Annotated in this window: 21 protein-coding genes; 5 read left to right on the top strand and 16 right to left on the bottom strand. The window is 52.9% G+C overall.

All coding sequences use genetic code 11. The annotated features are described in order from the left end of the window. Window positions 1–170 precede the first annotated feature (170 nt). The 4 genes from L1F29_RS23175 to L1F29_RS23190 are packed head-to-tail and all read right to left on the bottom strand — an operon-like array spanning window position 171 to window position 4004. A complete protein-coding gene (locus L1F29_RS23175) occupies window positions 171–1325 on the bottom strand; it encodes an N-acetylglucosamine-6-phosphate deacetylase (RefSeq protein ID WP_258384406.1) in 1155 nt (384 codons plus the stop codon). A 7-nt stretch (window positions 1326–1332) separates the two neighbouring features. Next, the gene (locus tag L1F29_RS23180) at window positions 1333–2103 is read right to left on the bottom strand and encodes a glucosamine-6-phosphate deaminase (protein WP_258384407.1); all 771 of its coding nucleotides are present in this window, start codon (window positions 2101–2103) and stop codon (window positions 1333–1335) included. Then, on the bottom strand, window positions 2096–3145 hold the full coding sequence (locus L1F29_RS23185; protein ID WP_258384408.1) for a Gfo/Idh/MocA family protein: 1050 nt from the start codon (window positions 3143–3145) through the stop codon (window positions 2096–2098). The genes L1F29_RS23180 and L1F29_RS23185 overlap by 8 nt, the downstream gene beginning before the upstream one ends. A gap of 4 nt (window positions 3146–3149) precedes the next feature. After that, on the bottom strand, window positions 3150–4004 hold the full coding sequence (locus L1F29_RS23190; protein ID WP_258384409.1) for a sugar phosphate isomerase/epimerase family protein: 855 nt from the start codon (window positions 4002–4004) through the stop codon (window positions 3150–3152). Window positions 4005–4037: 33 nt separating this feature from the next. Here L1F29_RS23190 and L1F29_RS23195 point away from each other — a divergent pair, with 33 nt between their 5' ends. Then, window positions 4038–4322: a hypothetical protein gene (locus L1F29_RS23195; RefSeq protein ID WP_258384410.1), complete on the top strand. Its 285-nt coding sequence runs from the start codon at window positions 4038–4040 to the stop codon at window positions 4320–4322. Window positions 4323–4365: 43 nt separating this feature from the next. Here L1F29_RS23195 and L1F29_RS23200 read toward each other — a convergent pair whose 3' ends face one another. Together L1F29_RS23200 and L1F29_RS23205 are read right to left on the bottom strand one after the other, a co-directional pair. After that, entirely contained in the window at window positions 4366–5244 is an 879-nt protein-coding gene (locus tag L1F29_RS23200; RefSeq protein WP_258384411.1) for an SMP-30/gluconolactonase/LRE family protein, read from the bottom strand. Between the two features lie 127 nt (window positions 5245–5371). After that, window positions 5372–6124 carry an SDR family NAD(P)-dependent oxidoreductase gene (locus L1F29_RS23205; protein WP_258384412.1) on the bottom strand — a complete coding sequence of 251 codons (753 nt, stop codon included), beginning with the start codon at window positions 6122–6124 and terminating at the stop codon, window positions 5372–5374. Between the two features lie 247 nt (window positions 6125–6371). Here L1F29_RS23205 and L1F29_RS23210 point away from each other — a divergent pair, with 247 nt between their 5' ends. After that, a complete protein-coding gene (locus L1F29_RS23210; RefSeq protein WP_258384413.1) occupies window positions 6372–6992 on the top strand; it encodes a L,D-transpeptidase family protein in 621 nt (206 codons plus the stop codon). 110 nt (window positions 6993–7102) lie between these two features. Here the strand turns inward: L1F29_RS23210 and L1F29_RS23215 are convergent, their stop codons facing one another. The 6 genes from L1F29_RS23215 to L1F29_RS23240 form a co-directional block, all read right to left on the bottom strand. Further along, a complete protein-coding gene (locus L1F29_RS23215; RefSeq protein ID WP_258384414.1) occupies window positions 7103–8167 on the bottom strand; it encodes a Gfo/Idh/MocA family protein in 1065 nt (354 codons plus the stop codon). A gap of 177 nt (window positions 8168–8344) precedes the next feature. Next, complete coding sequence (locus L1F29_RS23220; RefSeq protein WP_258384415.1) at window positions 8345–9505, bottom strand: Ger(x)C family spore germination protein; 1161 nt, start codon at window positions 9503–9505, stop codon at window positions 8345–8347. Then, complete coding sequence (locus L1F29_RS23225; RefSeq protein WP_258384416.1) at window positions 9502–11004, bottom strand: spore germination protein; 1503 nt, start codon at window positions 11002–11004, stop codon at window positions 9502–9504. The genes L1F29_RS23220 and L1F29_RS23225 overlap by 4 nt, the downstream gene beginning before the upstream one ends. After that, window positions 10988–12109, bottom strand: coding sequence for an endospore germination permease (locus L1F29_RS23230; protein ID WP_258384417.1), 1122 nt, complete (start codon window positions 12107–12109; stop codon window positions 10988–10990). The genes L1F29_RS23225 and L1F29_RS23230 overlap by 17 nt, the downstream gene beginning before the upstream one ends. A gap of 237 nt (window positions 12110–12346) precedes the next feature. Then, entirely contained in the window at window positions 12347–13876 is a 1530-nt protein-coding gene (locus tag L1F29_RS23235) for a HEAT repeat domain-containing protein (protein ID WP_258384418.1), read from the bottom strand. A 1070-nt stretch (window positions 13877–14946) separates the two neighbouring features. Next, a complete protein-coding gene (locus L1F29_RS23240) occupies window positions 14947–15801 on the bottom strand; it encodes an AraC family transcriptional regulator (protein WP_258384419.1) in 855 nt (284 codons plus the stop codon). A 130-nt stretch (window positions 15802–15931) separates the two neighbouring features. On the opposite strand from L1F29_RS23240, the gene L1F29_RS23245 reads away from it, so the two are divergent. Beyond that, window positions 15932–16903, top strand: coding sequence for a Gfo/Idh/MocA family protein (locus L1F29_RS23245; RefSeq protein WP_258384420.1), 972 nt, complete (start codon window positions 15932–15934; stop codon window positions 16901–16903). Window positions 16904–16929: 26 nt separating this feature from the next. Next, window positions 16930–17700: a TIM barrel protein gene (locus L1F29_RS23250; RefSeq protein WP_258384421.1), complete on the top strand. Its 771-nt coding sequence runs from the start codon at window positions 16930–16932 to the stop codon at window positions 17698–17700. 267 nt (window positions 17701–17967) lie between these two features. Here the strand turns inward: L1F29_RS23250 and L1F29_RS23255 are convergent, their stop codons facing one another. After that, window positions 17968–18558 (bottom strand): xanthine phosphoribosyltransferase, encoded by a 591-nt coding sequence (locus L1F29_RS23255; RefSeq protein WP_258384422.1) that lies wholly within the window; start codon window positions 18556–18558, stop codon window positions 17968–17970. Window positions 18559–18806: 248 nt separating this feature from the next. Between L1F29_RS23255 and L1F29_RS23260 the strand changes: the two genes are divergently transcribed. Beyond that, entirely contained in the window at window positions 18807–19724 is a 918-nt protein-coding gene (locus L1F29_RS23260; protein WP_258384423.1) for an aldo/keto reductase, read from the top strand. 280 nt (window positions 19725–20004) lie between these two features. On the opposite strand, the gene L1F29_RS23265 is transcribed toward L1F29_RS23260, so the two are convergent. The 3 genes from L1F29_RS23265 to L1F29_RS23275 form a co-directional block, all read right to left on the bottom strand. Then, window positions 20005–21264, bottom strand: a complete 1260-nt coding sequence (locus L1F29_RS23265; RefSeq protein ID WP_258384424.1) for a Gfo/Idh/MocA family protein — start codon at window positions 21262–21264, stop codon at window positions 20005–20007. Window positions 21265–21794: 530 nt separating this feature from the next. Continuing rightward, the gene (locus L1F29_RS23270) at window positions 21795–22838 is read right to left on the bottom strand and encodes a LacI family DNA-binding transcriptional regulator (RefSeq protein ID WP_258384425.1); all 1044 of its coding nucleotides are present in this window, start codon (window positions 22836–22838) and stop codon (window positions 21795–21797) included. A gap of 241 nt (window positions 22839–23079) precedes the next feature. Next, window positions 23080–24048: an aldo/keto reductase gene (locus L1F29_RS23275; RefSeq protein ID WP_258384426.1), complete on the bottom strand. Its 969-nt coding sequence runs from the start codon at window positions 24046–24048 to the stop codon at window positions 23080–23082. Window positions 24049–24149: the final 101 nt, after the last annotated feature.

The following is a 24149-nucleotide window of genomic DNA, read 5'->3' on the forward strand; positions in this document are numbered from 1 at the left end:
CGAATCGAGACAATGAGCCAAGCAGGAAGAATAATTCTGAAGAAGCCTCAGCGGTCGCCTTTGTTTCCGGATTTCAACACCTATAAACAAAGATCAAGGAAATCCGGGAACAACAGCGATCGGAAGAACATTCTGCCTGCGAAGCAGCGGTTATTATCCTGGTTCATGAGCTATGATTTCGAATAAACCCGCTCCCCGCCTTTATACGTTTGCTCGATGCGGATCCGGCTGCCCTCCCGGCGGAACAGTACGAGATCAGCCGGGGCTCCTGCCTCCAAGCCTCCTGCCGAAGGCAGTTTCATGACCGTGGCCGGTCTAACCGATGCCATGTCCCACGCCTCGGCCAATTCAGCGAGACCGCGGCCGGTCAGGTGCTCGATGCCGGCCAGCAGCATCTGAGCCGATCCGGCCAATATCTTCTCATTCTCAGCAAGATGAAGCCTTCCCTCCGGAGTCAGCACCACTTGCCCACCGATATGCGTCGTATATGTCCCTGCTTCCAAGCCGCTCAAGGAGACCGCGTCGCTGACCAGCATCGCCTGCTTGCCCTTCACCTTGATCACTACCTTCAACACCTGATCCGGCAGATGAAAACCATCGGCGATCACACAGCTCGATAACATGTCTTGAGCAAGCTGCTCCCATATATAATTCGGATGACGCGGCAGCATCAGATGAGCGCCGTTGCCAAGGTGGGTGGACATCCGCGCCCCTGCTTGGGCAGCTTCCCGGATTTGGTCCGGAGTCGCGGACGTATGGCCGATTGAGACGGTTACGCCGCTGTCAGCACAGCTTCTGATAAAGCTTGCGCTCCCCGGCCATTCCGGCGATATCGTCACAATCCCGATGCGTCCGCCGGCTGCTTCCTGCCATCTGCAGAACAGCTCCCAATCCGGCGCCATGACATACTCGAGCGCATGAGCGCCGCGGGCACCGTCCTGAGGCGAGATGAACGGGCCTTCCAGATGAATGCCCGCAATCCCGCGAGCAGCTATGGGATCCTCGTCACATGCCCGGGCAATCTGCCCCAGCAGTTTATGTATGACATCCGCCCGGTTAGTGATGACCGTTGGATAACAAGCGGTCACCCCCTGGCTCCACAGCCGGGTAACGGCATCGCTAAGCAGTGATTCAGGCATGGGGAGCTGATTGAAATCCAGCCCAGCGTATCCGTTAATTTGCAAATCGACAAGACCGGGTGCTGCGATCGGCAAAGCATCCTTATCCGGAGCCGCTTCCGGAACCGCCTCGATCCCCGTGATGATCCCCTGCTCCATGGAAATCGCAATCTGACCGCCTGTAGCATAATGAATTGCTCTAATCATCGCCTTTTCACCTGCCATATGAATCGCGGTCTACGTATAGTGTACAGCCGGGATGCCTTCTTAGAATCGTAGACGGACATGCCGTCGAGATCGGTCCGTTCAATGTCCGCTCAACGGCTTGGCGCTTCGTCGGACCCGGAACGACGCAGTAGAGCCGAGCGCCAGTGAGCAATGCCGGTATCGTGAGCGTCAAGGCGTGCGTCGGAACATCCGAGATGTCCCGGAAGCAGCCGTCGTTCACCTGCTGCCGACGGCAGACCTCATCCAGCTCCACCGCTTTGATGACCTGCGGATCGTTGAAATCGGCTACGGGCGGATCATTGAACGCGATATGTCCGTTCTCCCCGATTCCAAGGCAGACGATATCGATCGGCGATTCCTGGAGCAGCTTGCCGTACCGGCTGCATTCAACCTCCACCGCATTTGAGCTGTCGATGAGATGCACCTTGCCCGGCTTGACCCGATCGAATAGATGCTCTTGCAAATATCGGCTGAAGCGCTGAGGCGCGTTATTGGGCAGACCGATGTACTCGTCCATGTGGAAGGCTGTTATACGGGACCAGTCTATCGACGGATTCTTCGCAAGATGCTCTAGCAGCTCATTCTGCGAGGGGGCCGCCGCGAATATCACGCGTACTTCGGGCTTGACGGCAAGCAGCTCCCGTATCTGCTGAGCCGTGTCAGCGGCAGCCGCCGCGCCCATCGAAGCCCGATCCCGATAGACTTGAACTTGCAATAAGTCCACTGTTTCCGATTGCACTGGCTGCTTCTCAATCATTGGCATTCTCCTCTCCGGCATCGGCACCTACGCGAAGCTGAACGCCTTCGGCCGCACTTTTATAAATCATTTCGACCAGCTGCACGGCGCGCAAGCCGTCTTCGCCCGTGATGAGCGGCTGCGTGCCCGTTTCGATCGAAGATATGACATCAATCAGCTGGCTCTGATGAAAATCGCTGACAATGCTTCTTGGATCGGTTACCCCGCCATAGGAAGCGGAATGAATGGCGCTCGGCTCCTTCCAGCCCGGGACCGACCAGTGTACGATCGAGGAGCCTTCCAGCTTGATGGTCCCTCTTTCGCCATAGAGCTGAATAGAAGCGGCAAAACCGGGCTGAATGCTCGTCGAAGCCATAATCGTACCGAATGCGCCGCTCTTGAACTGCACGATGGCCAGCCCGAGGTCCTCCGCTTCCATCTCATGGGTCTGGGTCGCCAGCTGCCCGAAGACGGTCCGCACCTCGCCCGCGAACCATAGCAGCAGATCCAGGCTGTGAATGCCCTGATTCATTAGCGCTCCGCCATCCTCCGCAAGCGTCCCGCGCCAATCCGCGCTGTCGTAATACGCTTGCGTCCGATAGAAGGGAAGCGATATTTCGGCCAGCAGCAGCTTGCCGAGCGCTCCTTCATCCAGCACCCGCTTCACGGCTTGATGCTGGGCTTCAAACCGCCTTTGCGAAATGACGGAAAGCTGCTTGCCGCACTCTCTTGCCGCCTGCACAAGCTTGGCTGCATCCCGCTCATTCATGGCAATCGGCTTTTCGAGGACCAGATGCTTGCCGGCCTTCAATACGTCCAGGCCGATGGCGGCGTGGCTGCCGCTCGACGTCGTAACGCACACAATATCGATATCCGGTCGTCCGATTAAGTCGCGATAATCAGCTGTCCATGCGCAATTCTCCCGATGTGCTACCTCCTTAGCCTTGGCTTCGCTGCGGCTGGATACGCAGGCTAAGCGAGCACCTTCGATATCGCGAATGGCTTGAATATGAAAATCGGCGACCGTTCCGCATCCGATGATTCCGAAATTCCACGTTTTCAACGGCTTAGACCTCCTTCAGAAGGGTCCGGAGCGCATCCAGTGTCATGCGGGTTCCGGTCATCCGTGTGCCGCCTTCGGGTATGAAATGCGTTTCAAGGGTGAACAGGCCATCATAGCCGTCTGCCAATAATGCTTTCATCTGCGCGATGACAGGGACTGCTCCGGATCCGAGCGGCACGCAGCGCGCCGTTCCGTCTTCCCGAATATAGGCATCCTTCAGATGGATATGAGCTGCCAGTTCCTTCATAACCGCGTACCCCGCCGGGAATGCCTCACGGCCGCCGTATGCTTCATTGCCCGGATCCCATAGAGCCTTAAGCGCAGGGGAACCGGTGCCGCGGACAAGCTCCGCGACCTCTTCGGCAAAGCCACCGTTGCATGCAGGCTCATTCTCCAGCAGGAGCAGGACGCCTTGGCGCTCCGCAGTCTCCGCCGCTCTCTTGAGATGACCGATAACTTCCTCTCTGTACTGCGCTGCATTCTCTTCCCGCCAGAAGGAGAAGATGCGAATACGGTGTGTTCCGAGCAGCTTCGCAATATCAATGACGCGGGTAAGCTTGGCAAAGTGGGCGTCAACGCTCTCTTCCTGCTGGCCGAAGGTATCTCCGTGAGCAGACTTTCTGGACGGATCCAGCTTGCATTTAAAGACGGGCGAGGCTACCGCCGAGATGTATAAGCCCCGCTGCTCTACCAGCCTGCGAACCTCGCGCAGCTCGTCGTCCTGAAGCTCCACCACGTTGCGCCCGTTAATGACTCTCAATTCAACATGCTTCAAGCCTTGCTTCGCCGTCCAATCCAGCGCTTCTTCGAAATCGGCCGATACTTCGTCCGTCAGTACGCCGAGCCGGTCCAATATCACGGAATAACCTCCTTCATAAAGCGACTAATAATCGTGATGACAACGCTTCCTAAAAATCTGATCATCATCCTTCTTATTCACTATATCAAGATGTTCCGCTCAATAGTTGACGTTTCTTTCGAACCCATTGAGCATTTTTTTTGGGATCGAAAGAAACGTCTTTTCGCCGTCGACAGCATCGAAGCAAGTTTCTCTCCAGAACAGCAGCAAAATCAGAGAAGTGCTGGCGTAAAACTTATACCTGCTTATCTAGAAAAAAAAGAAGAGCCCCTCGAGCGAACGATGGACTCTTCTATGATATATCGCACTCCGGCATGAGCTCCCTGCTTGGATGCCGGACGACTAGTATGTTCCCTTACGCTTAACCGAAACGGAACGGGCGTCTGCCGCGAATTCCCATATCGCTGGTGGACATATGGAATAGAGCGCCTGCGAGCGGATGCTCGGAACGCTTGCTATCGCTCATGCCTTGGTAGGCGCTCGTAATGTACAGGGTTTCATAGTTCTCTCCGCCGAAAGCGCAGCTGGATGGCTGCGGCACCGGCATCTCAAGAACCGATAGCTGGCTGCCATCGGCCGGATTCCAGCGCACGACGCGCGATCCGCCCCACTCCGCTACCCAGATCATCCCTTTGTGATCGATACTCATTCCGTCCGGCAAACCGCTCTTCTCATCCAGCGTAACGGCCGTCCGCGCTTCGCCCAGCGTACCGTTCTTGGAATCGAAGGCATAGGCTTGGATGCGGGGAACATGCGAGTCGATATAATACATCTCGTCATGAGTCAGGCTCCAATCCAAACCGTTCGAGCAGATGATGCCGCTGATCTTTTCCTCGTACTGAAAATCGGGGCTGATCCGATAGAGTATCCCTTTGGCTTTCACTTCGGCCATATCCATCGTCCCAACCCAGAATGCGCCATCCGGACCGGCCTTGCCGTCATTGAACCGGACATCGGAAGGGAGGTTCTCCAGCCGCAGCACTTCCTCGAAGCCCTTCTTGCCCGGCGTCCAATGAAAGATGCTATGATAGGCGCTGACAAGCCAGCCGCCGCTAGCGCATGGAATGATCGTGCTGACCAGCTTCGGCGCATCTATCGTCTCCACGCTGCCGGTTTCCGGACAGAGCCGGTGTATGCGGTCCTTCATGATGTCTACCCAGAGCAGCTGCCCTTCGTTGTCGTCCCAGCAAGGGCCTTCGCCGATCTGGGACAATGGTTCCGCAATTGAAATCGGTTTCATAATTGTCGCACCTTTCCTCTCCCACGCGAATTATCGCGTTTCTCGTCTTCTTAATAACTATCCATCCCAAGCTTAGTTCCTTCTCTGCCGAACCCATGCCATCATCGGGCACGCCTTCCACCGAGCTTCAATACGCCAGCTGCCCGCCGTCGACAACGATGCACTCGCCGGTAATAAAAGCCGCATCGTCGGAAGCCAGGAAGGCGAAGACGCCTGCAACGTTCTCCGGCTTGCCGACCTTGCCCAGCGGAATGTTACGCTCGATATACCGGCGGACCGTCTCGGGGCTGTCTATCGATTCCGACAACGGCGTCTGAATATAACCCGGGCATACCGCATTGACGCGGATCCCCGATCGGCCAAGTTCAAGAGCCATCGTCTTGGTCAGCAGCACGACACCGCCCTTGGATGCATTGTAATGCGCGTAATTAACTTCACCCGCTAAACCGTTGGTGGAAGCCATATTGATGATGCAGCCTCCGCCCTGCTCCTTCATAATCCGGGCGACGCGCTGGGCCACGTAGAACATTCCGTTCAGGTTCACGTCAAGCATGCGCTTCCAATTGTCGTCCTTCATGTCCAGGAACGGCTCCTGCCAAGCGATTCCCGCATTATTGGCCAAAATATGTATGGCGCCATGCTCCTGGTGTATGCTGCGCACGGCATCGTCGACTTGCTCCGCCTCGGAGACGTCCAATACGCGCGACGATACGGAATATCCCGCCGCATTCAACCGTTCTACGGCCTGCTGCAGCACCGATTGGTTGATGTCGGCCATTGCGACGTGAGCCCCTTCGGCTGCGAACCGCTCTGCAGTCGCCAGGCCGATTCCTTGTCCAGCGCCGGTCACGAGCACGATACGGCCGGAAAACCGCTTCATATGGATTCCTCCCGCCTTCAATTATTAAGGTTTATGGACGAATGCGCCAAATTCGAAATTTTATCGGTTACGCTGCATTGGCCGGATCATACCAGTTACCAGGAAAAATACGGAGGCATTCGCATACCCTTCCTGTAATAGTTCGCTAACCGCGTTCCATTCCCTGCCGGCATTCAGCTGATTTTCAATGCATGCGATGATCCGCCGAAAGAGGTTCCCTCGATACACTTGTAGAATATGTACTTATATGGAGACCAGTCAACCGAGCAGAAAGAACTTTTCCCCGTCGGATGTCGATCGCAATGGATGCGAGCAGTATATTTATGTTTCATTGGTGGAGGGCCGCATTAATCAAGTCCATATTCAAGCCTATGAGAAGAAGGAAGGCAGCTGGAATTCGTTCTTCTCTTGTATAGGGTTCGTAGGAGAAAACGGAATAACGGCAGCTTCAGAGAAACGGGAAGGAGACGGGAAAACGCCGGCCGGCGTCTATCCTTTTGAATTGGCTTTCGGCAAGTACGAGAATCCCGGAACATCCATGAATTATCGGCAGATGGACGATGAGGATGTTTGGGTGGACGATCCGTCGTCACCGCTGTACAACACGCTTCAGCGGCTGCCCAGCAAGGGCAGATGGCAATCCGCGGAATTCATGCTCCTCGACAATGATGTTTACGATTACGGCAGCGTAATCGGATACAACACCAAGGAGCGGGTTCCTGGTGCGGGAAGCGCGATCTTCATGCACATCTCACAAGGGCCGACAGCCGGTTGCCTGGGCATGTCGAGAGAAGCCATGCTGAAGGTGCTGCTATGGCTGGATCCGGCCAAGAATCCGGCTGTAGAGTTCGCTTTACATTCTAACTAAATACCGAAGAAACCCTCAGACGCTATCAAAGTCTGAGGGTTATGCTCAAGAATACGAAAGCTTGGCCGGATCCGCTATGCCGGCTGACAGGATGATGAGAGATTACCGCCCTAGAGTTCGTCGATCATCGGATCGTCCAGCGTTACTCTACGGCCTTGCTTCGCGGAAGCGTAGCAGGCCAATACCATCCGTAGGGAGGTCCGGCCTTCCTCGGCGCTTGCAAGCGCTTTACATTCGCCATGCAGAAATTCCGCCAGCGGCTTGGCGAGCCCGCGAATGCGATAGCCATGATTATCCGGCGTTTCGATATCGCTACCGATCCACGCGCCTGCTGCGGCATCATAACGCTTCAATCCCGGGCCTTCGCTCGAACGGACGGCATTGCAGCTCGGCGCGTCGCCGAAATTTTGCACGACCGTACCCCGCTCGGCTACGATCTCCGTCGTGTTCTCTGCGGCGTTGCAGGTAAAGGAGCAGTTCACCTCGGCGATCGGGCCTCCCTTGTAACGGAAGATGGCTACGCCGTTATCATGAGGAATATCCGGATTGTAGAGCGATTCGATCTCTGCCGTCACGCTGTCCGGAACGCCCAGCCAGAAGTGCAGCAGATCGATCGGATGCGAAGCATCGTCTGCCCAGATATCCCGATTGTATTCCGGCTTGACATGCCAGGATTGCGCAAAGTCGGCATGCAGTCCCATCGCCAGACCGTGTCTGCGACGGATGGAGAACACTTTGCCAAGCTCCCCGCTATCCATCCACTGCTTCATCTGAAGGTTCTGCGGATCCACCCGCATCTGCCACGCCATCGTGAACGGAATGCCATACTTATTGACCGCCGCAACGATCCGGTTCGCTTCTTCCATCGTCAGCGCCATCGGCTTCTGGAGAATAACGGCTTTGCCTGCGGCTGCGGCTTGCTCGACAAGCTCGGCATGCATCGAGGTTTCCGATGCCACCACAACCGCTTGAATGTCTTCCTGCGCCAGCAGTTCGGCTGCCTCTGAGTAAGCATTCAAACCGAACGCGCTGCGAGCGACTTCCAGCCGGCTCTGATCATGATCCCAGCCTCCTACGACTTGAATGCCGTATGCAGGGTCTCTCCACACGTCACAATAGGCGTTGACGTGACCATGCGCGAAACCAAGCACGCCTACTTGAATCATCTTGCTCATCCTCTTACCCCTTTCGAAATCGGATTGATCACACTATGGGCAGTCGCTTGCCCTTCCTCTTCATCATACACACTCGCAGCGACAATTTCGTAGTGGATCGCGACAATTATGAGCAAACGGGGCAGACCGGCCTGATGAACAAGAGAAGATGATTCAAGGTGCGTTCATAGCTGGATATTAATGTAATTTGCGCTTGTATTTCCCGTAATAAGGAACAATCACCTTCACATCGAGCTGTTCGATAGAGTCCGATTTGAGTAGCAGCTTCTTACCATGATGCGTTAATCGATTCCACATGTGAGGATATTTTCGGTACAGCTTTTCCTCCAGCCCAAAAATATCTACGCCGATCCGCAGCCCTTCCCGGTAAGTGTCCATAATTTGCTTGCGGACGGTTTCCTCTGCGATTCGATTCATTTCTTCGGACGTCATCGGCTCGATATACTCGTACATCGCCCCATAATAAGTCGCTTTCACATGAAACCGGACTTCCGACCCCTTTATAACCGGTTTAATTTGAGTGCTGCGTTGCGATAGCGTCAACCCCCCGTAGACGGTCCCTTGCTTCTCGATCGTTAACGGCGCCCGTGCCATATCCTGGAGCAGCCAGTGATAGCCGACAAGCTGGCTTCGGTCCAGAAACCCATTCAACCTGCCGTCAGATTCAAAGAAGGCGCCGTCGATCATCAGCATATCATGCGGCTTCTCGGCATCCCTCCATTGCTTCTTCGTAATCGATAAGCTCGGCAGATAAGCCGATACGGCGGGTTCATTGTAATCGGTAATATATTGGAAGAATAGTACCGGATTGAACAGCGAATATTGCTCGAAATTCGGCCGCGGACTGTGCAGAATCGATACGAGCGGCGACAGATTGAACTGGGGCGTGGCGCTCAGCAGCCGGTCTAATGACGTTCTCGTTCCGAAAAACCATGCGTTGTACCTGATTTCCGGATACCGATTAATCATGTCCAAGAGATGCTCGTTCTTGGCCGCCAACACCTTATCGGACAATACGATCGCCGTCACGTGCCCCCAGGAGACCGGAAGCTGGGAGCTTTTATAGATATCGTCGAACGCCATGTTCAATGTACTCCCTCGGCCTTTGGCCACCCAGACAGGCGATTTTGCAGCCGGGCCGCCTATTCCGCTTGATTTGGCTATACTCGTGAAATCAAGCATTTGGATATAGACGACATATTCATTGTCCACAAAATCGACTCCGATTGCTTTGGCGTAGCCCTGGACTTGAATTTCCTTGGCGCTCCAGCAGCCGCATAACGGGAACAGCAGCATGACCGTGACAAGAATAGACGCAGTCTGACGCAACCGTTTCATTCCTTCCTTCCTTTCTTTACCGGTTGTTGGGTATGGAGGTAGGATGGCCGGCGATTCCTCCACATGAACGGCAGCCTGAACAGCGAATTCACCGCTGACTTCAAATTCAACGGGCTTACCGGAGCGAGATAGGGAACGCCGAATGACTTGAGTCCCGTCAAGTAAATCACGAGCAGAATCACGGAGAGGATGAAACCGTACATCCCCAATGTAGCCGATAGAATAAACGATGCGAACCGGAGAAAGATCGAGGTGCTGATCAGCACCTGATTGACCAGCGTCGCGCCTGCTACTACCGTTACCGCGGTAACGACGATCATGAGCGGCGATACTAAGCCCGCTCGGATGGCGGCGTCTCCGAGAATGAGTCCGCCTACGACCGTCAGCGTCTGTCCGATGGTGCTTGGGAGCCTTACCCCGGCTTCGCGGAAGAGCTCCATTAACGACATGATAAAGAACATCTCCAAACCGGATTCCATCGGCAGACCCGCCCTCCCCAAGGAGATCGTAGCCAGCAGCGTGAACGGGACCTGATCGAGATGAAATACCGTCAGCGCAATATAGAATCCCGGAAGAAAAATCGTCACCAGCAGACCGATCAGACGGAGAAGGCGGCCTACATTAACACCCAGGAACGAGATATAGGTGTCCTCGGCCGATTTGAGCAGCAGGAATAGATTGACCGGAGCAATTAGAATCGTCGGATTGCCGTCCACAAGAACGATGAAGCGTCCGTTTAGCAAACATTCGACGGCAAAATCGGGTCTGCCGGTGTAATGCGTAAGCGGGAACAAACTTAGACTCGTCTCGCTTAGCAGCTCGTCGATCTGATTGGTGGACAGCAGCGATTCGATGTCCGCCCGCTTCAGCTTCCGTCTGATATATCGGATCATCGACGGTTCGGCGATATCCTTGACGTACATAAACGCGACCTTCGTCGTCGTTCTCTCCCCGATGAGATGATATTCGCATGCCAGCGAGGGAGAGCGGAGACGCTTGCGGATCAGAGCGACATTAATGGTGACAAGCTCGACAAAGCCGTCCTTGGGTCCGCGTATGGATACCTCTGTAGATGGTTCCTCCGGGTTGCGGCTCGGGAATTTGGAGATATCGATCGTCCAGATCTTCTGCAGGGAAGGAAAACAGATGAGCAGATGGCCTTCGAATACGTTGGCGGTAATCATCTTCTGGTGCAATTCCGGCGTCAGCGATTCGAGTTCGGTCCACTGCACTTCCGCTTCCCGGGCCATTTCCTCCTTGCGGATGAATTTCGTTGCGTTATAGACGTTCTTCAAGTCGGGCAGGATGATATCGTTAATGATGCCGGTATCCGTCATCCCGCTGCAATAGACCAGAATGACCTGCGCAATTTCCGGCGGCTTCCCGAAATAACTGCTTTGCACAAGCACGTCGTTGCAGTGGCCGAACAAGCTTTGAAGCGAATGCTCGCTTATAATGAACGGATCATCCGCTGCTGCTTTTTTATCCTGCTGACTCATTGGATGCAGCCTCCTTATTGGTTCGTTGTTTAAGCTGCTTGATCAGCACAGCCAGAGCAAGAAGCAACGTCGTTACCATAATGAAAATGAACGAAGCCGGGAACTGGATATAGGTCATAAAGGCCAGTCTCTGGCTATCGCTCCAAGGTTGAATGGCAATGATGCTCATAGCGGCGGAAATCGTGAGTATCGTCCAATATCGCTTCGACGGCTTACGCACATTCAACAAATCCGTAATCAAATACAGCGATAAGGATACACGGGCAAAAGCGCCGCACAGCCATTGATAGATCGACAGAAAGTCGACATGCTGGAATAACTGGCCCAGCCGTAATATTTTCCACTGCTCGAAGGCCGTATTCCGCTGCTTGGCCGCTTCCATCGGACCGAATTCGGTTATGGCGCCGATCGTTGGTCCGATCGTCATCATGACCAGGAACAAACCGAGCAGGAACATCTGCCACCAGCGAAGCTTCTTCTTCAGATGATGCTGATACAGCATCAGCACCCAAATTTCAATCAAGCCCGCCACGCTGTAGAAGGCGCCTTGAAGAACCGGCATCCAGCCATTCTCCAGCACAGGAAACAGAACATGATAGTTTTTATACTTGGTGTTGGCGGACATGACAAAATAACCAAGAACGATTACTACCGGCAGCAGGATGCTGGATGTCATGGCAATGGATTGCAATCCTTTGCCGGCTGCCAAGGCGGATACAAGCACCCCCACGACCACGATAACGGACAAAGGGGTTTGCTGCATGTAAGTGACGACGGCCCATGTGGTCGTATCTTCCAGCGTATAGGTCCCCATCGTGAACAGCAGCAATACCGCACCTATTCGGAAAATCCACGATACAACAACCCCGTACTCGCGCGCGATCCAGTCAGGCAGCCGCTGTCCTTGGATTTGTTTCAAAATATAAAAGAACAACAGAACCCAGAGCAAAAATAACGGTGTTCCAACCAATACGGCTACCCATGCATCGCGTCCGGCAACCCCGAGCAGAATCGGAATCGCTTGTACATGGCTGACAAGACCGCCGCTTAACAGCATGATGGAAAAAGCGAGCCAGATGCTGATTTGGCCTCTTCGCCTATGCATGAACGGTACTCCTCCCACCCTTAAATGATGCGGATAGGGTTCTCAAAAATTTACCATCTTATACAAAAGAACCATATTGTGCATAAGAAAAACCCTCTATTCGGACGAATGCCGGATAGAGGGTTTTGGATAATTTGTGGATTGGACAAACGTTTCTGCTTCGAATATTCGATCAGGGCTCGGATCCACATGGAGTCGCCGATCGCAATGACGGGACTCCTGGATGATAGATATCACTCAAAAAGTGCTGGATCGATTGGTGGCCGGACACCATCTGGATTTCTTGAGGAAAGATAGCAGGAGGGTAATGGCTTCTGGGGTGTGTATGCGGTCAAGCGCGTCTACCGTAATAGACGGAACATATCGATAACGGTCAGTCAGAGCGGACTTCAGGGCCGGGATGGCTTGCTCCGCAAGCGGACCCATTCGGGCGATCGAAAGCCCCGCTTGGAAACGGATAAAATCCTGTGGATCCTGAAGAAGGACTTTGCATACCGCTTCAATCGCCTCTGAGTCACCCGTTCGCATGATGCCAAAGGCTTCTACTGCATGCTGGCGGACGAATGGAGACGAATCCTGCAGGAGCTCGATCAGCATCGGAATCGCGACAGAGGCTTCCTGGCCGATCTCTCCCAATGCTAGAGCCGCGTAAGCGCGGGCGTCTCCTGCCCCTTCTCCTTCTTCGAGCAATGCGATCAATGCCGGAACCGCCTCCGGACCGCATTCGATCAGGCCATGTGCCGCATTGCAGGCGGTCGGATGGAATGAAGATCGCAAGCCTTCGACTAAGGATGCAATCGCCTCCGTTCCTATCGCTCCAAGTGCATAGGCCGCGTTAAGGGAAATCCCTTCGTCCGTATCGTACAAAAGACGCGCCAGATCGGGTATCGCTTCAGCGGCGGCGGCTCCCAGCAGCCCGATATCGTCAATAGCCCTTAGACGGATATGACGATCCTCGGCATTCAGATTGTCCCGATAGACCTTCAAGCTGTCCTGCTCCTCCGATATGATGCCTTCAGACGCAGCAGCAGCGTATGGTTCCGTGTTCGACGGGCTTCCTGAGAGCCAGTTCCAGTAGGATTGCCACTGCAAGCGGTGCTCATCAATTCCTTTCAGATCGGATGGAGGGATCCAGACCGGATTTCGATTATCCCATTCGGGCGCGGCCGGAGCTTCCATGCGGAAGAATTGGAACTTAAACATGTAACGGTCGATGTTCGAGACATTCTCGGTTGCCGTATGCCATAAATTATAATCGATCAATGCCAGCGTTCCCGCCTTTCCGCAAACTCGAAGCCATGACTCCGATTCATCGCCGCGAAGATTATAGTAGTTCTGAGTGCCGGGCATAATGGACGACGGCCCCATGTCGGGCGTTACGTCCTGGGTGTAATAAAAGATTAAGGCCGACCAAGGGCGGTGGTTGCGTATTTTCTCATTGAACCAATAGTTATCCTTGTGCCAGAACACGCTGCCGGTTCCTTGCTTGGTCAGATGCCCGTGTCTATGGCTGCTCATGATGTATCCGCTTCCAAGAAGGCTGGTCAGCGCCCCTCGAACGGTCGGATGCTCGAAGATCTCCCCGATCTGGGGGATACGCGGCAGAAGATTATTACCCACATTGCCTTCCCGGTCGTATACCTCCTCGATTTGTTTCAGAATGCTTTCATGAAATGAGGCTGGAAGTTCCGCGTTCAAGATCAGATAACCGTTCGTAATAAATTGCTGAATCTGTTCATCAGATAATAGCGTCAGCCTGTTGCTCATCACCCATCGCTCCCCTCGATAATCAGCGTTATTGAAGCTTGAATATTATATTCGACGTTATTATATTATTTAATTTACTGTTATTATATATAATTTGTCAAGGAGTAATTAAACAGTTTTGGTACCGGTAAAGGGCCTCAATTATGGATGCAATCACGCCGTTTTTCGCGCATCGCGGACGAGCGAGCTGGTTTCCGGCTCTGTAAGACCGATTTTCGGCGTTACAGACCCGCTCGGCCTCGCCGCGCCTGGCTGTATCGCCTTTTTAAGGTCTTACAGCTTTCCTTCGGCCGCACGCGTGAGCTGATCCGGCTCTGTAAGACCGATTTCCGGCGTTACAGACCCGTTCGATCGCACCACGGCCGGCTGTAGAGCCGTTTTTCGGTCATACAGCCGGATGTTGGTATATGTAGCTGTATACTCCCCTAAGCACCAAAAACCACGATATGGATCGCGGTTTTTGGCTAGGTATCTTGATCGCTGCGTATGATGAACGACTCGCATCTTAACTCCTGCATACAATGGTGTTTCATTGCCTGTTTACAGGATACGATGATCTCCCGATTACTCCACTCATGGATAAACTATATCTTGATTACAGCGCCGTACACATTGATAACTCACTCCACCACTCCTGCACAACGGAGAGGCTGCGAGCAAGGACCACCACGGTCAACAACACTCAATAGATCAATAAGTCAGCCTTCAACCGATCAACTGGTCAACAGGGATCAATAAGTCAGCCTTTAACCGGTTAACTGGTCAACAGGGATCAATAAGTCAACCTTTAACCGGTTAACTGGTCAACAGGGATCAATAAGTCAACCTTTAACCGGTTAACTGGTCAACAGGGATCAATAAGTCAGCCTTTAACCCGTTAACTGGTCAACAGGGATCAATAAGTCAGCCTTTAACCGGTTAACTGGTCAACAGGGATCAATAAGTCAACCTTTAACCGGTTAACTGGTCAACAGGGATCAATAAGTCAGCCTTTAACCGGTTAACTGGTCAACAAGGCTCAACAGCCTCCCGCTTTCACCGCCTCTTCTGTTAAAGCACGCCGTATGCGATCAAGAGAGCGACTCCTCCCCTAACCCATACTGTCTGCGGAATTGAACCGGAGTCATTCCGGCAAGCTTGCGGAAGGTATGGACGAAGTGGCTGTCGTCTTGAAAGCCGACAGCGGCCGAGATTCCCTTGACCGTCCTGCCCTGCTCCGACAACAGCAGTTCCTTCGATTTCTGAATGCGGAATTGAACCAAATATTGATAAGGACTCATGCCCCAGCTCTTGCGAAACAAGGTGTTCAAATATTGGGGGCTGACCCCAAGCGTTTCCGCCATCCGGGCAAGCCCCAGCTCCGGGTCCCCGAATTCCTCCTCGATCAATAGGTAAATCGGCGTCAGCCTCTCATGCCCCTTGGACAGCGACTGCTGCCCGCTGGATTGCCCGAAGCGCTTCAGCTGCGATAAGAAATCATACACCTCCAGCGATCCGTTCACGCCGGATAGATCGAAGCTGTAGCGAATTTTTTCACTGTAATGCTCATGGATGTCCGATAGCGGACAGCCCGTCTCCCAGCTCAGCGGCTGCATATGCTGCAGATCCAGGGAAGCGGTGATGGGATTGGCCAGTGCGCCGTCGAAGGTCACGAACCATACCGACCATCTCTCCGTCTCGGCATGGTAGCTGTGAGGGACGTTCGGCTTGAGCAGAATCCCCTGATTTGGATACAGTTTGACGGCTCGTCCGTTAACCGTAAACTCTCCGCATCCTTCCACCGTATGCAGCCAGTGAAACGTATGATAGCCGCTCTCTCTGACGATGACATTCTGATGCTCCGAATAGCCGATGCTGGTCAGATGAAGCGGCAGGCGCTTATCCCATTCCGTGGAAACAAAATGTCTGCCGTACGATGTGCTCATACCTCACCTCTAGTTTCATTTTCTTATACCACATATGTAATATATTATATTTTATTCCCATAGTACTTGAACTACAATAGGAGCGAAAGTTGAATTATATTATATCCTTCCGATTGGAGTGGAGAAGCGCATGACAGTAAAGCTTGGATTTGTCGGAACTGGCGGTATTGCGAATCATCACCTGAAGAACTTGATGCAAATGGATGGGATCTCGTTACAAGCATTCTGCGATGTGGATATTCAACGCGCACAGAAAGCGGCATCCGAGCATAATGGAGCGAAGGCCTACTCCAATCTGGATGAGATGCTGGACAGCAATCAGCTGGACGGCGTATACGTATGTGTTCCTCCAATGGCTCACGGCGATGCCGAGCATAAATTAGTCGAACGGGGAATACCATTCCTCGTCGAGAAGCCCCTTGGCATAGACCGGAACATCCCGAATGCCATCAATCAAGCGGTCAAAGACAAGAAGCTCATTACCTCTGTAGGCTATCACTGGCGTTATAACGAATCCTCAAGCATGGCCAAGCAGCTGCTGGCCGACAGCAAGCCCGGAATGTCCCTCGGCTATTGGATGGGCGGCATGCCGATGGTTCCGTGGTGGAGAGTTCAGAACGGCTCCGGCGGACAATTCGTGGAACAGACTACGCATATTGTGGACTTGCTTCGCTATACGTGCGGAGAGGTGCGTGAAGTTTATGCCGCGTACTCCCTTCAGGTGATGGACAAACAGGTGGAAGGCACCGATGTTGCCGATGTTGGTTCTGTCACGATGAAGATGGCTAACGGCATGATCGCCACGATCTCCAATACATGCCTGCTCCCAATCGGGCATCATGTCGGACTCGACATCTATACGAACAAAGGCGTGCTGGAGCTTCGCAGCGATGCGCTCCGCGAGCTGACTCCGGAAGGAACGAAGACGCACCCGAACGTGGCAAATCCTTATTTCGTCGAAGACGAAGCGTTCATCTACGCCCTGCGCACAGGCGACTCCTCACGCATCTTGTCCGATTACGAGGATGCCCTTAAGACGCATGACGTTACAATCGCGGCCAATGAATCGGCCATTTCCGGCCAACCGGTTACGTTAGGTTAGCATTTGATAAGGAGGATAACGAGCATATGAAATATTCCTTATGCATCGGGGCTTACCCGAACCAGGATATCTTCTACCATCTGGAGAAAATCAAGGAGCATGGATTTCACGGATTGGAATATTACGCCTGGTGGAACCTGGAGGATTTGAACAAGGTAGCGAAGGAGCAGGAACGCATCGGCGTCGGCATCAGCGCGACCTGCACCAGATTCATCAGCCTCGTCGACGAATCGCTGCGCGACGCGTATCTGGAAGGAATCCGCGAGACGATTGAAGCATGTAAAATTCTGAATGTCCGTTCCGTCATCTCTCAGACCGGCAACGTCATTGACGGTATTCCGCGCGATACGCAAAGAAGCGTCATGGTGGAAACGCTCAAGCGCTGCGCCCCGTTGTTCGAGGAAGCAGGCATCGTGCTGGAGGTCGAGCCGCTCAACGGGCTTGTCGACCATCACGGGCATTTCCTCCAGCGCTCCGACGAATCGGTCGATGTGATCGATCAAGTCGGCAGCCCGAACGTCAAACTCGTCTTCGACGTCTATCATCAGCAAATTACGGAAGGCAACGTGATCCGTAATGCAACCGGTTACATCGAGCGCATTAACCATTATCACATTGCGGACAATCCGGGCCGCAAGCAGCCCGGGACGGGCGAGCTCAATTACGTCAACATCCTCCGCGCTATCAAGGATACCGGCTTCAACGGTTTCGTCGGCCTTGAATGCGGCTATACGATCGATACGGATGCAGCGATCGAGCAGTACAAGAGAGAGATATTAGCGCCAATAGGCGAATAAGATGTCCATCCTATGAAGAAGAAGGAGCCGGTTCCACATGGAATCGGCTCCTTCTTTAACCACGTTCAATTGTTCATTCATCAATCCTAATTGTCCGATCACACAACCGCTTGTATTTTCCTATACCACAGCCTTGCGATAAATTAGATCATAAAAGGTTCTATGTCCGCAAGCATGCCGCTACAAGGCGGTTTCGTCTGTTCCGCAGTCATCACTCACGTGCCCAGGGGAATCTGCTGTTCCATTATGCAATATCGTCTCTTCGATTCACCGGATCAAGGGAATGTCTTCTACAAAGTGGATCTCACCCGGAGACATAGAGGCGATTCGGGCTAGCGAATGAACGCGAACGCCCTTCTGCTCCAGCAGGCTGCGGCCTTCCTGGAAGCTCTTCTCGATGACGCAGCCGACACCCACCAGCTCTGCTCCCGCTTCATTTACGATATCGACCAGTCCCACAAGTGCCGCCCCCGTTGCCAGAAAATCATCCACGATCAGCACTTTGTCGCCCGGACCCAAATATTTCTGGGAGATGCTCACTTGATAGGTCTCCTGACGGGTGAACGAATGCACCGGTGCCGAATACAGCTTCTCCGTGAGCGTAACGGCTTTCTTCTTCTTTGCATAAACAAACGGAACATCAAGCGCAATCCCCGCCGCCATGGCAAACTGAATGCCGCTTGCCTCGATCGTAAGCACTTTGGTAATGGGCTCGCCGGCAAATAGACGCGCGAATTCCCGCCCAATCGCAAGCGCCAGCTTCGTGTCCACCTGATGATTCAAGAATGAATCCACTTTGAGCACCGTATCGGACAGAATCAATCCTTCTTGGCGTATACGTTCTTCCAGCAATTTCATATCCTTAACCGCTCCTTCTATAGAGAAAAAAGGACAGTCTCCTTGAGACGTTTCTCTCAAGCGCAGTCTCTCCTGTTTTTACTTTGTATAGGTAGTATACATGAATATTCAACTTTCTACCTATGGAAGTATTGCCCCTTCACGACACAACGCTTCTTCTGATTGGCGTTTATATATTGAAAGCTCCGTTCCGGTGTGTCACAATGAATAAGCTACTATTAATGATCGATGCGAGGAGGAATACGCGGGTGAGAACGATTAAGCTTGGAAGCAGTGCCTTAGAGGTACCCGTTATTGCAGTCGGCTGCATGCGTATTAATTCATTGGACAAGGTCCAGGCTGAGCAATTTGTTCAGACTGCGCTGGAAGAAGGCGCGAATTTCTTCGACCATGCCGATATTTATGGCGGCGGAGCATGCGAGGAAATCTTCGCAGATGCCATACATATGAATGATGACATAAGGGAGAAGATCATCCTTCAATCCAAGTGCGGCATTCGCAGTGGAATGTTCGACTTTTCCAAGGAGCACATTCTAGAGTCGGTGGACAAAATTTTGAAGCGTCTAAAAACCGATTATCTCGATATTCTGCTCTTGCACCGTCCGGATACATTGGTAGAACCGGAGGAAGTGGCGGCGGCTTTCGATCAGCTCGAGAGCTCGGGTAAAGTACGCCATTTCGGCGTATCCAATCAGAATCCGATGCAAATCCAACTGCTGAAGAAGTCGGTAAAGCAGCCGATCGTTGCAAATCAGCTGCAGCTGAGCATCACCAATGCCACCATGATCTCCAGTGGTTTTAATGTCAATATGGAGAATGCTTCCGCGGTGAACCGCGACGGAAGCATATTGGATTACTGCAGACTGAACGATATCACCATTCAGCCGTGGTCGCCATTCCAATACGGATTCTTCGAAGGCGTATTTCTTGGCAACGACAAGTTCCCGGATTTGAATCAGAAGATCGATGAAATCGCGGAGAAATACGAAGTGAGCAACACGACCATTGCTATGGCATGGCTGCTGCGCCACCCTGCCCATATGCAGCCGGTTACCGGTACGATGAATATCGAACGATTGAAAGACTGCTGCAAAGCAAGCGAGATTCAACTAACGCGCGAAGAATGGTATGGCATCTTCCGCGCTGCAGGCAATGTGCTTCCATAAAAACTCGAAACAAACAACCTCCGGTCTTTGACCGGAGGTTGTTATTGCTACTGTCTACATAAGAGGCTTGAACTACTCCATCTGTTCAACCACGCGGCTACGTCTCGCGGGCGAATGTTCTTCCGGCCCCATGTCGTTCATTACCGTCGAAGGAAGACTTGGAGAAAGCGCCTCTCCCTCTTGCCGTGCCGGCATTGGGAAAGGCGCTTCTTTGTCATGCTTTATTAAGAGAGATAAACACTGATAATAACGATATTCTGTCATTTAACCGTGGTGGAAGCTATTTCGCTGCCGTTAACGCCTCTGCGTAATCCGACAATACGATGACCTTCCCGCCATTCAAGCGCGATTCCTCCGCAGCGAAGGCCATTAAGTGGCTGCGGACCGACGCGGTCGCCGAGGTCAAGCTATCTTGCCCGTTATAATTCCGGACCTCCTTCAAGAAGCTGCGGACAATACCTGCATCTCCCCCGCCATGTCCGGTTACTTGAGGCGGAATGGTCAGCTCGGTTTTCTGATGGGTCAAAAAGTCATACAGCGTAATCGTATCCCCTTCCGCCCGAAGCTCACCGCTCGTTCCCATGATTTGAATCCGCCGTTCCTGCTCGAATGTGAATCCGCACATGCTGAACATCGCCGTTGCTCCCCCTTCAAACTCCATGTTTACAACTTGATGATCGACGACGTTATTATCGCTGCGGTATACGCATCGGCCATAGTCCGTCTCGCGGAGGCCCTTGATAATATTCGATTTGGTCAGATCAGGCGAGAAGTGTCTAGCCCAGCCCTTAAACTCATCGCTGAGATAGAAGCGAGGCGCCGAATACGGACAGGTTGCCTCTACCGCGCAATCCAGGCAGCGGTCGGTTGAGTCTTCCGGCGCATGCTCCTCATTGAAATGCATCAAAGAGCCGAAGGAGCTCACACGGGTGCATGACTTGTCCATCAGCCAGGACAAGACGTCCATATCATGGCAGGACTTCGCTAGTATCATCGGGCTGGATTTGTCCGAATTGTTCCAGTTGCCGCGGACGAAGCTGTGGGCGATATGCCAATAGCCGACGTTCTCGTTAAGCTGGATAGAGACCACCTCGCCGATTCGCCCTTCCGTAATCATACGCTTGATCGCCGTCCAGAAGGGCGTATACCGAAGCACATGACAGATGGTCAATAAACGGTTGTTGTCCTTGGCCGCCTGCTCCATATCCAGACATTCTTTCGGATCCGGCGACATCGGCTTCTCCAGCATAACGTGATATTTCTTATTCAAGGCTAGCAGGGTCGGCTCATAATGCATGCGGTCTTGTGTACATATGATTGCAATATCCGCCAGCTGCGGCTCAGCCAACAGTTCTTCCCATGACGCGTAACAGCGCTCAGGCGGGATAGAGTGCGCCTCCGCGGTACGCTCACGACGCACCGGGTCAGTCTCTGCTACCGCAATCAGCTTCAATTCATGCGGGAAATCTAGCGCATACGGAGCGTAACTCCCAGCACCCCTGGCTCCCGCTCCAATCAATACAGCGGTCAATTGACTCATCGAAACCGTCTCCTTCTCATTCCAAATACGTCATAGTCTTCGTCTGATCTACCTCAGAGATTTTGCTATCCAAATCAATAATCGTTTCATCCAAAATATGATCGGTTATTTGGATAACGCCAAAATCGATAATATTCAACCAATTTCAAGCATAATACTATCATACATACAGGCATATTGAATAGTTCTTTATCCAAAATCACAGATGATAGAATGAATATCGGCTAAAATTAATCATCTTTTTGGTTTATTTGGCTCCAAATATAGTGAGAACCGGTTGACGGGGTAATGCGGCGCTAATTGGTTTGATAAAGCGGATATTAGTATAAATCATAACGGACATCAGATGCGCTATTCTTGAACTATCGTCCTGATGGACTGGGGGATTTGTCATCGAGCCTCCTATCAAGTAGGGCCCAAGCGCACTTCGAACGTTGAATGATAGGACAAAAAGCCCGATGGCGAGTTTTACCCGCCTTCGGGCTAATAAGTATGATCCCTGCTCCTCCGGCAGCGTACCCATAATGTGGTTACGTGCTTCGCTTAAATGCGGATGATTCTCTCGCAACCAATGTGCAGGGCAGCAGGATTTTGGGCGGTATCGGATAATGGCCGTCCAAGTGATCCACGATCGTTTTTGCCGCAATACTGCCCACTTCAAACCGAGGTACATGAACCGAAGTTAGCGGCGGAGACGTATATTGCGCGACAGCAATATTATCCATGCCTACGAAGGCAATATCCTCCGGAATACGGCATTCCTTCTCCAGAGCAGCCCGCATGGCGGGAATCGCCAGCATATCGCTTGCACAAAAGATCGCAGTCGGCCATTCGGACTTCGGCTTGCTCGTCAGCAGCTCGGTCATCTTGTTGTAGCTTGCGTCAACGTTCCAGTTCGTATCGATCACCCAGTCCGGGTTAATGGTCAGACTGGCCTGAAGCATCGCGAATTGATAGCCGATATACCGCTCTTCGTTCTCCATAATCTTGAAGAAAGCAGGTCCTCCAATATAGCCGATTCGCGTATGCCCCTGCTCCCTCAGGTGACGGACGACTGCCCTGGCAGCGGAAATCCGGTCAACGTCGACGACCGGCGCGGATACGGAATCATCATTGAAGCTTACGCCAAGCAGGACGACCCCTTCCTTCTTCATCAGCTCGAATAATTCGTTATCATACCAGCTGATGGCCAGCACGCCCTTCACGCCAGATTCCCGCAGCATGTCGCCGAGCTTCGCCGCATCCTTCACCTCTTCAAAGGTACGCACGATAGCAGCGGGCTGTCCAAGCTCCTTCAGCTTCCAATAGAAGCCTTCCAGAACCTGCGAGAAGTATGGATGATTGTCCATTAAGGACTGGGGAACGATACACGCAATCTGTTTCTGATCGTCAATCGCTCTATCCGCAGCTACTCGCCCTATCCCGTCCAGCTTGTATCCCAGCTCGGCGGCAACGCTCAGAATTCTGCGTTTTGTCTCATCGCTCACAGGCCGCCGCGTGTCGTCGCTCAATGCGCGCGATACCGTCGAGATGGAGACACCAACCCGGTCAGCGATATCTTTTAATGTCGGCAAAACGTTATCCTCCTTGCTAGGAAGAGTACGGCAGTCGTAATCCGATTATCCCCAACCTATTCCAAAATTCCAACAAATGATTGCGATAAAGATAACATCGTTCATCACTGGTGTCAATTCAACAGCTGAATCAGCTGCAGGCACAGCGCTGCATACGATCGGACTTCGCCGAATCCGTACGACCAAAAGCCGCGAATCTCTTCGCGGCCTGGAATGGCTATGGTGATTCATGCTAAGGCATTCAAGCGCTGCCATCCAAATATGCCAATTGCTCCGGCGTCAGCCGGATGTCCTCGGCGGATAGACTTTCCTGCAGCTGTTCCGGCGTTCTGCAGCCCACGATCGGCAGTGTGGTAAAGGGCTGGTCGATCAAATAGCGGAGCGCCACTTGAGTCACGGAGCAGGATAGCTCGGAAGCCAGCTTCTTCGCCCGCTCATAACGCTCCCAATTCGCCGCCGAACGATAAGTGGGGCTAATCCTTTCATCGTCTGCGCCGTATGCACCGGTATCCCACTTGGTGAACAAGCCTTGGGCCTGCGCGGAATAAGGCATGGCGCACATGGAGGTCTTCAAGTGATACTGCTTCATTGCCTCATTCATCGCCACCATCGTGGGATCGGCGAATTTAGACGAATCCGCTTCGGCCAAGCTCCACATCACTTGGTTGCTGGTGAAGCCTTGGATCCCCCGCTCATCTGCATAGCGCTGCGCTTCCTCCATTCGCCGCGCCGTCCAGTTGGAGCAGCCGAAATAGCGGATATTTCCCGCCTGCCTCTGCTCATGAAGCGCTTCCATAATAGCTCCGGCAGGCTGGCTTGCATCGTCCCGGTGAAGGATATACATATCGATCGTATCCACCTGCAGATGGCGCAGGCTGCCTTCAATGTCGAGCGCAATATCGGCAGGAGACAGCCGCGGTGTATCCATCGACTCCAGCAGCGGATGCCCTCCCTTCGTCGTGACAATCATGGCATGGCGGTTCTTCCTGGCCTTCATCCAGGAGCCGATCGTTTTCTCGCTGATGCTTGCTTCGACAGGCAGCCAATTGGCGTATACCTGTGCGGTATCGATCAAATTGCCGCCCCGGTCTGCGTACGCGTCCATGAGATAGAAGGATTGATCCATGGTTAGGGTGCTTCCCAGCCCGCTTCCGCCCAGGCAGAGTATCGAGCTTTGCAGGTCGGTTCCCTTAATCGGTTTCTTATTCATCGATTGCCTCCTCTCTTATGCTCATTCTCTTTCGCCGTCCGCTCAATAAATCCTTCTTATCGTCAAGCCGTTAAGCTTTGCCTGATATCTGCCAAACCGCT

The organism is Paenibacillus spongiae, assembly GCF_024734895.1.
Classification (GTDB): domain Bacteria; phylum Bacillota; class Bacilli; order Paenibacillales; family Paenibacillaceae; genus Paenibacillus_Z; species Paenibacillus_Z spongiae.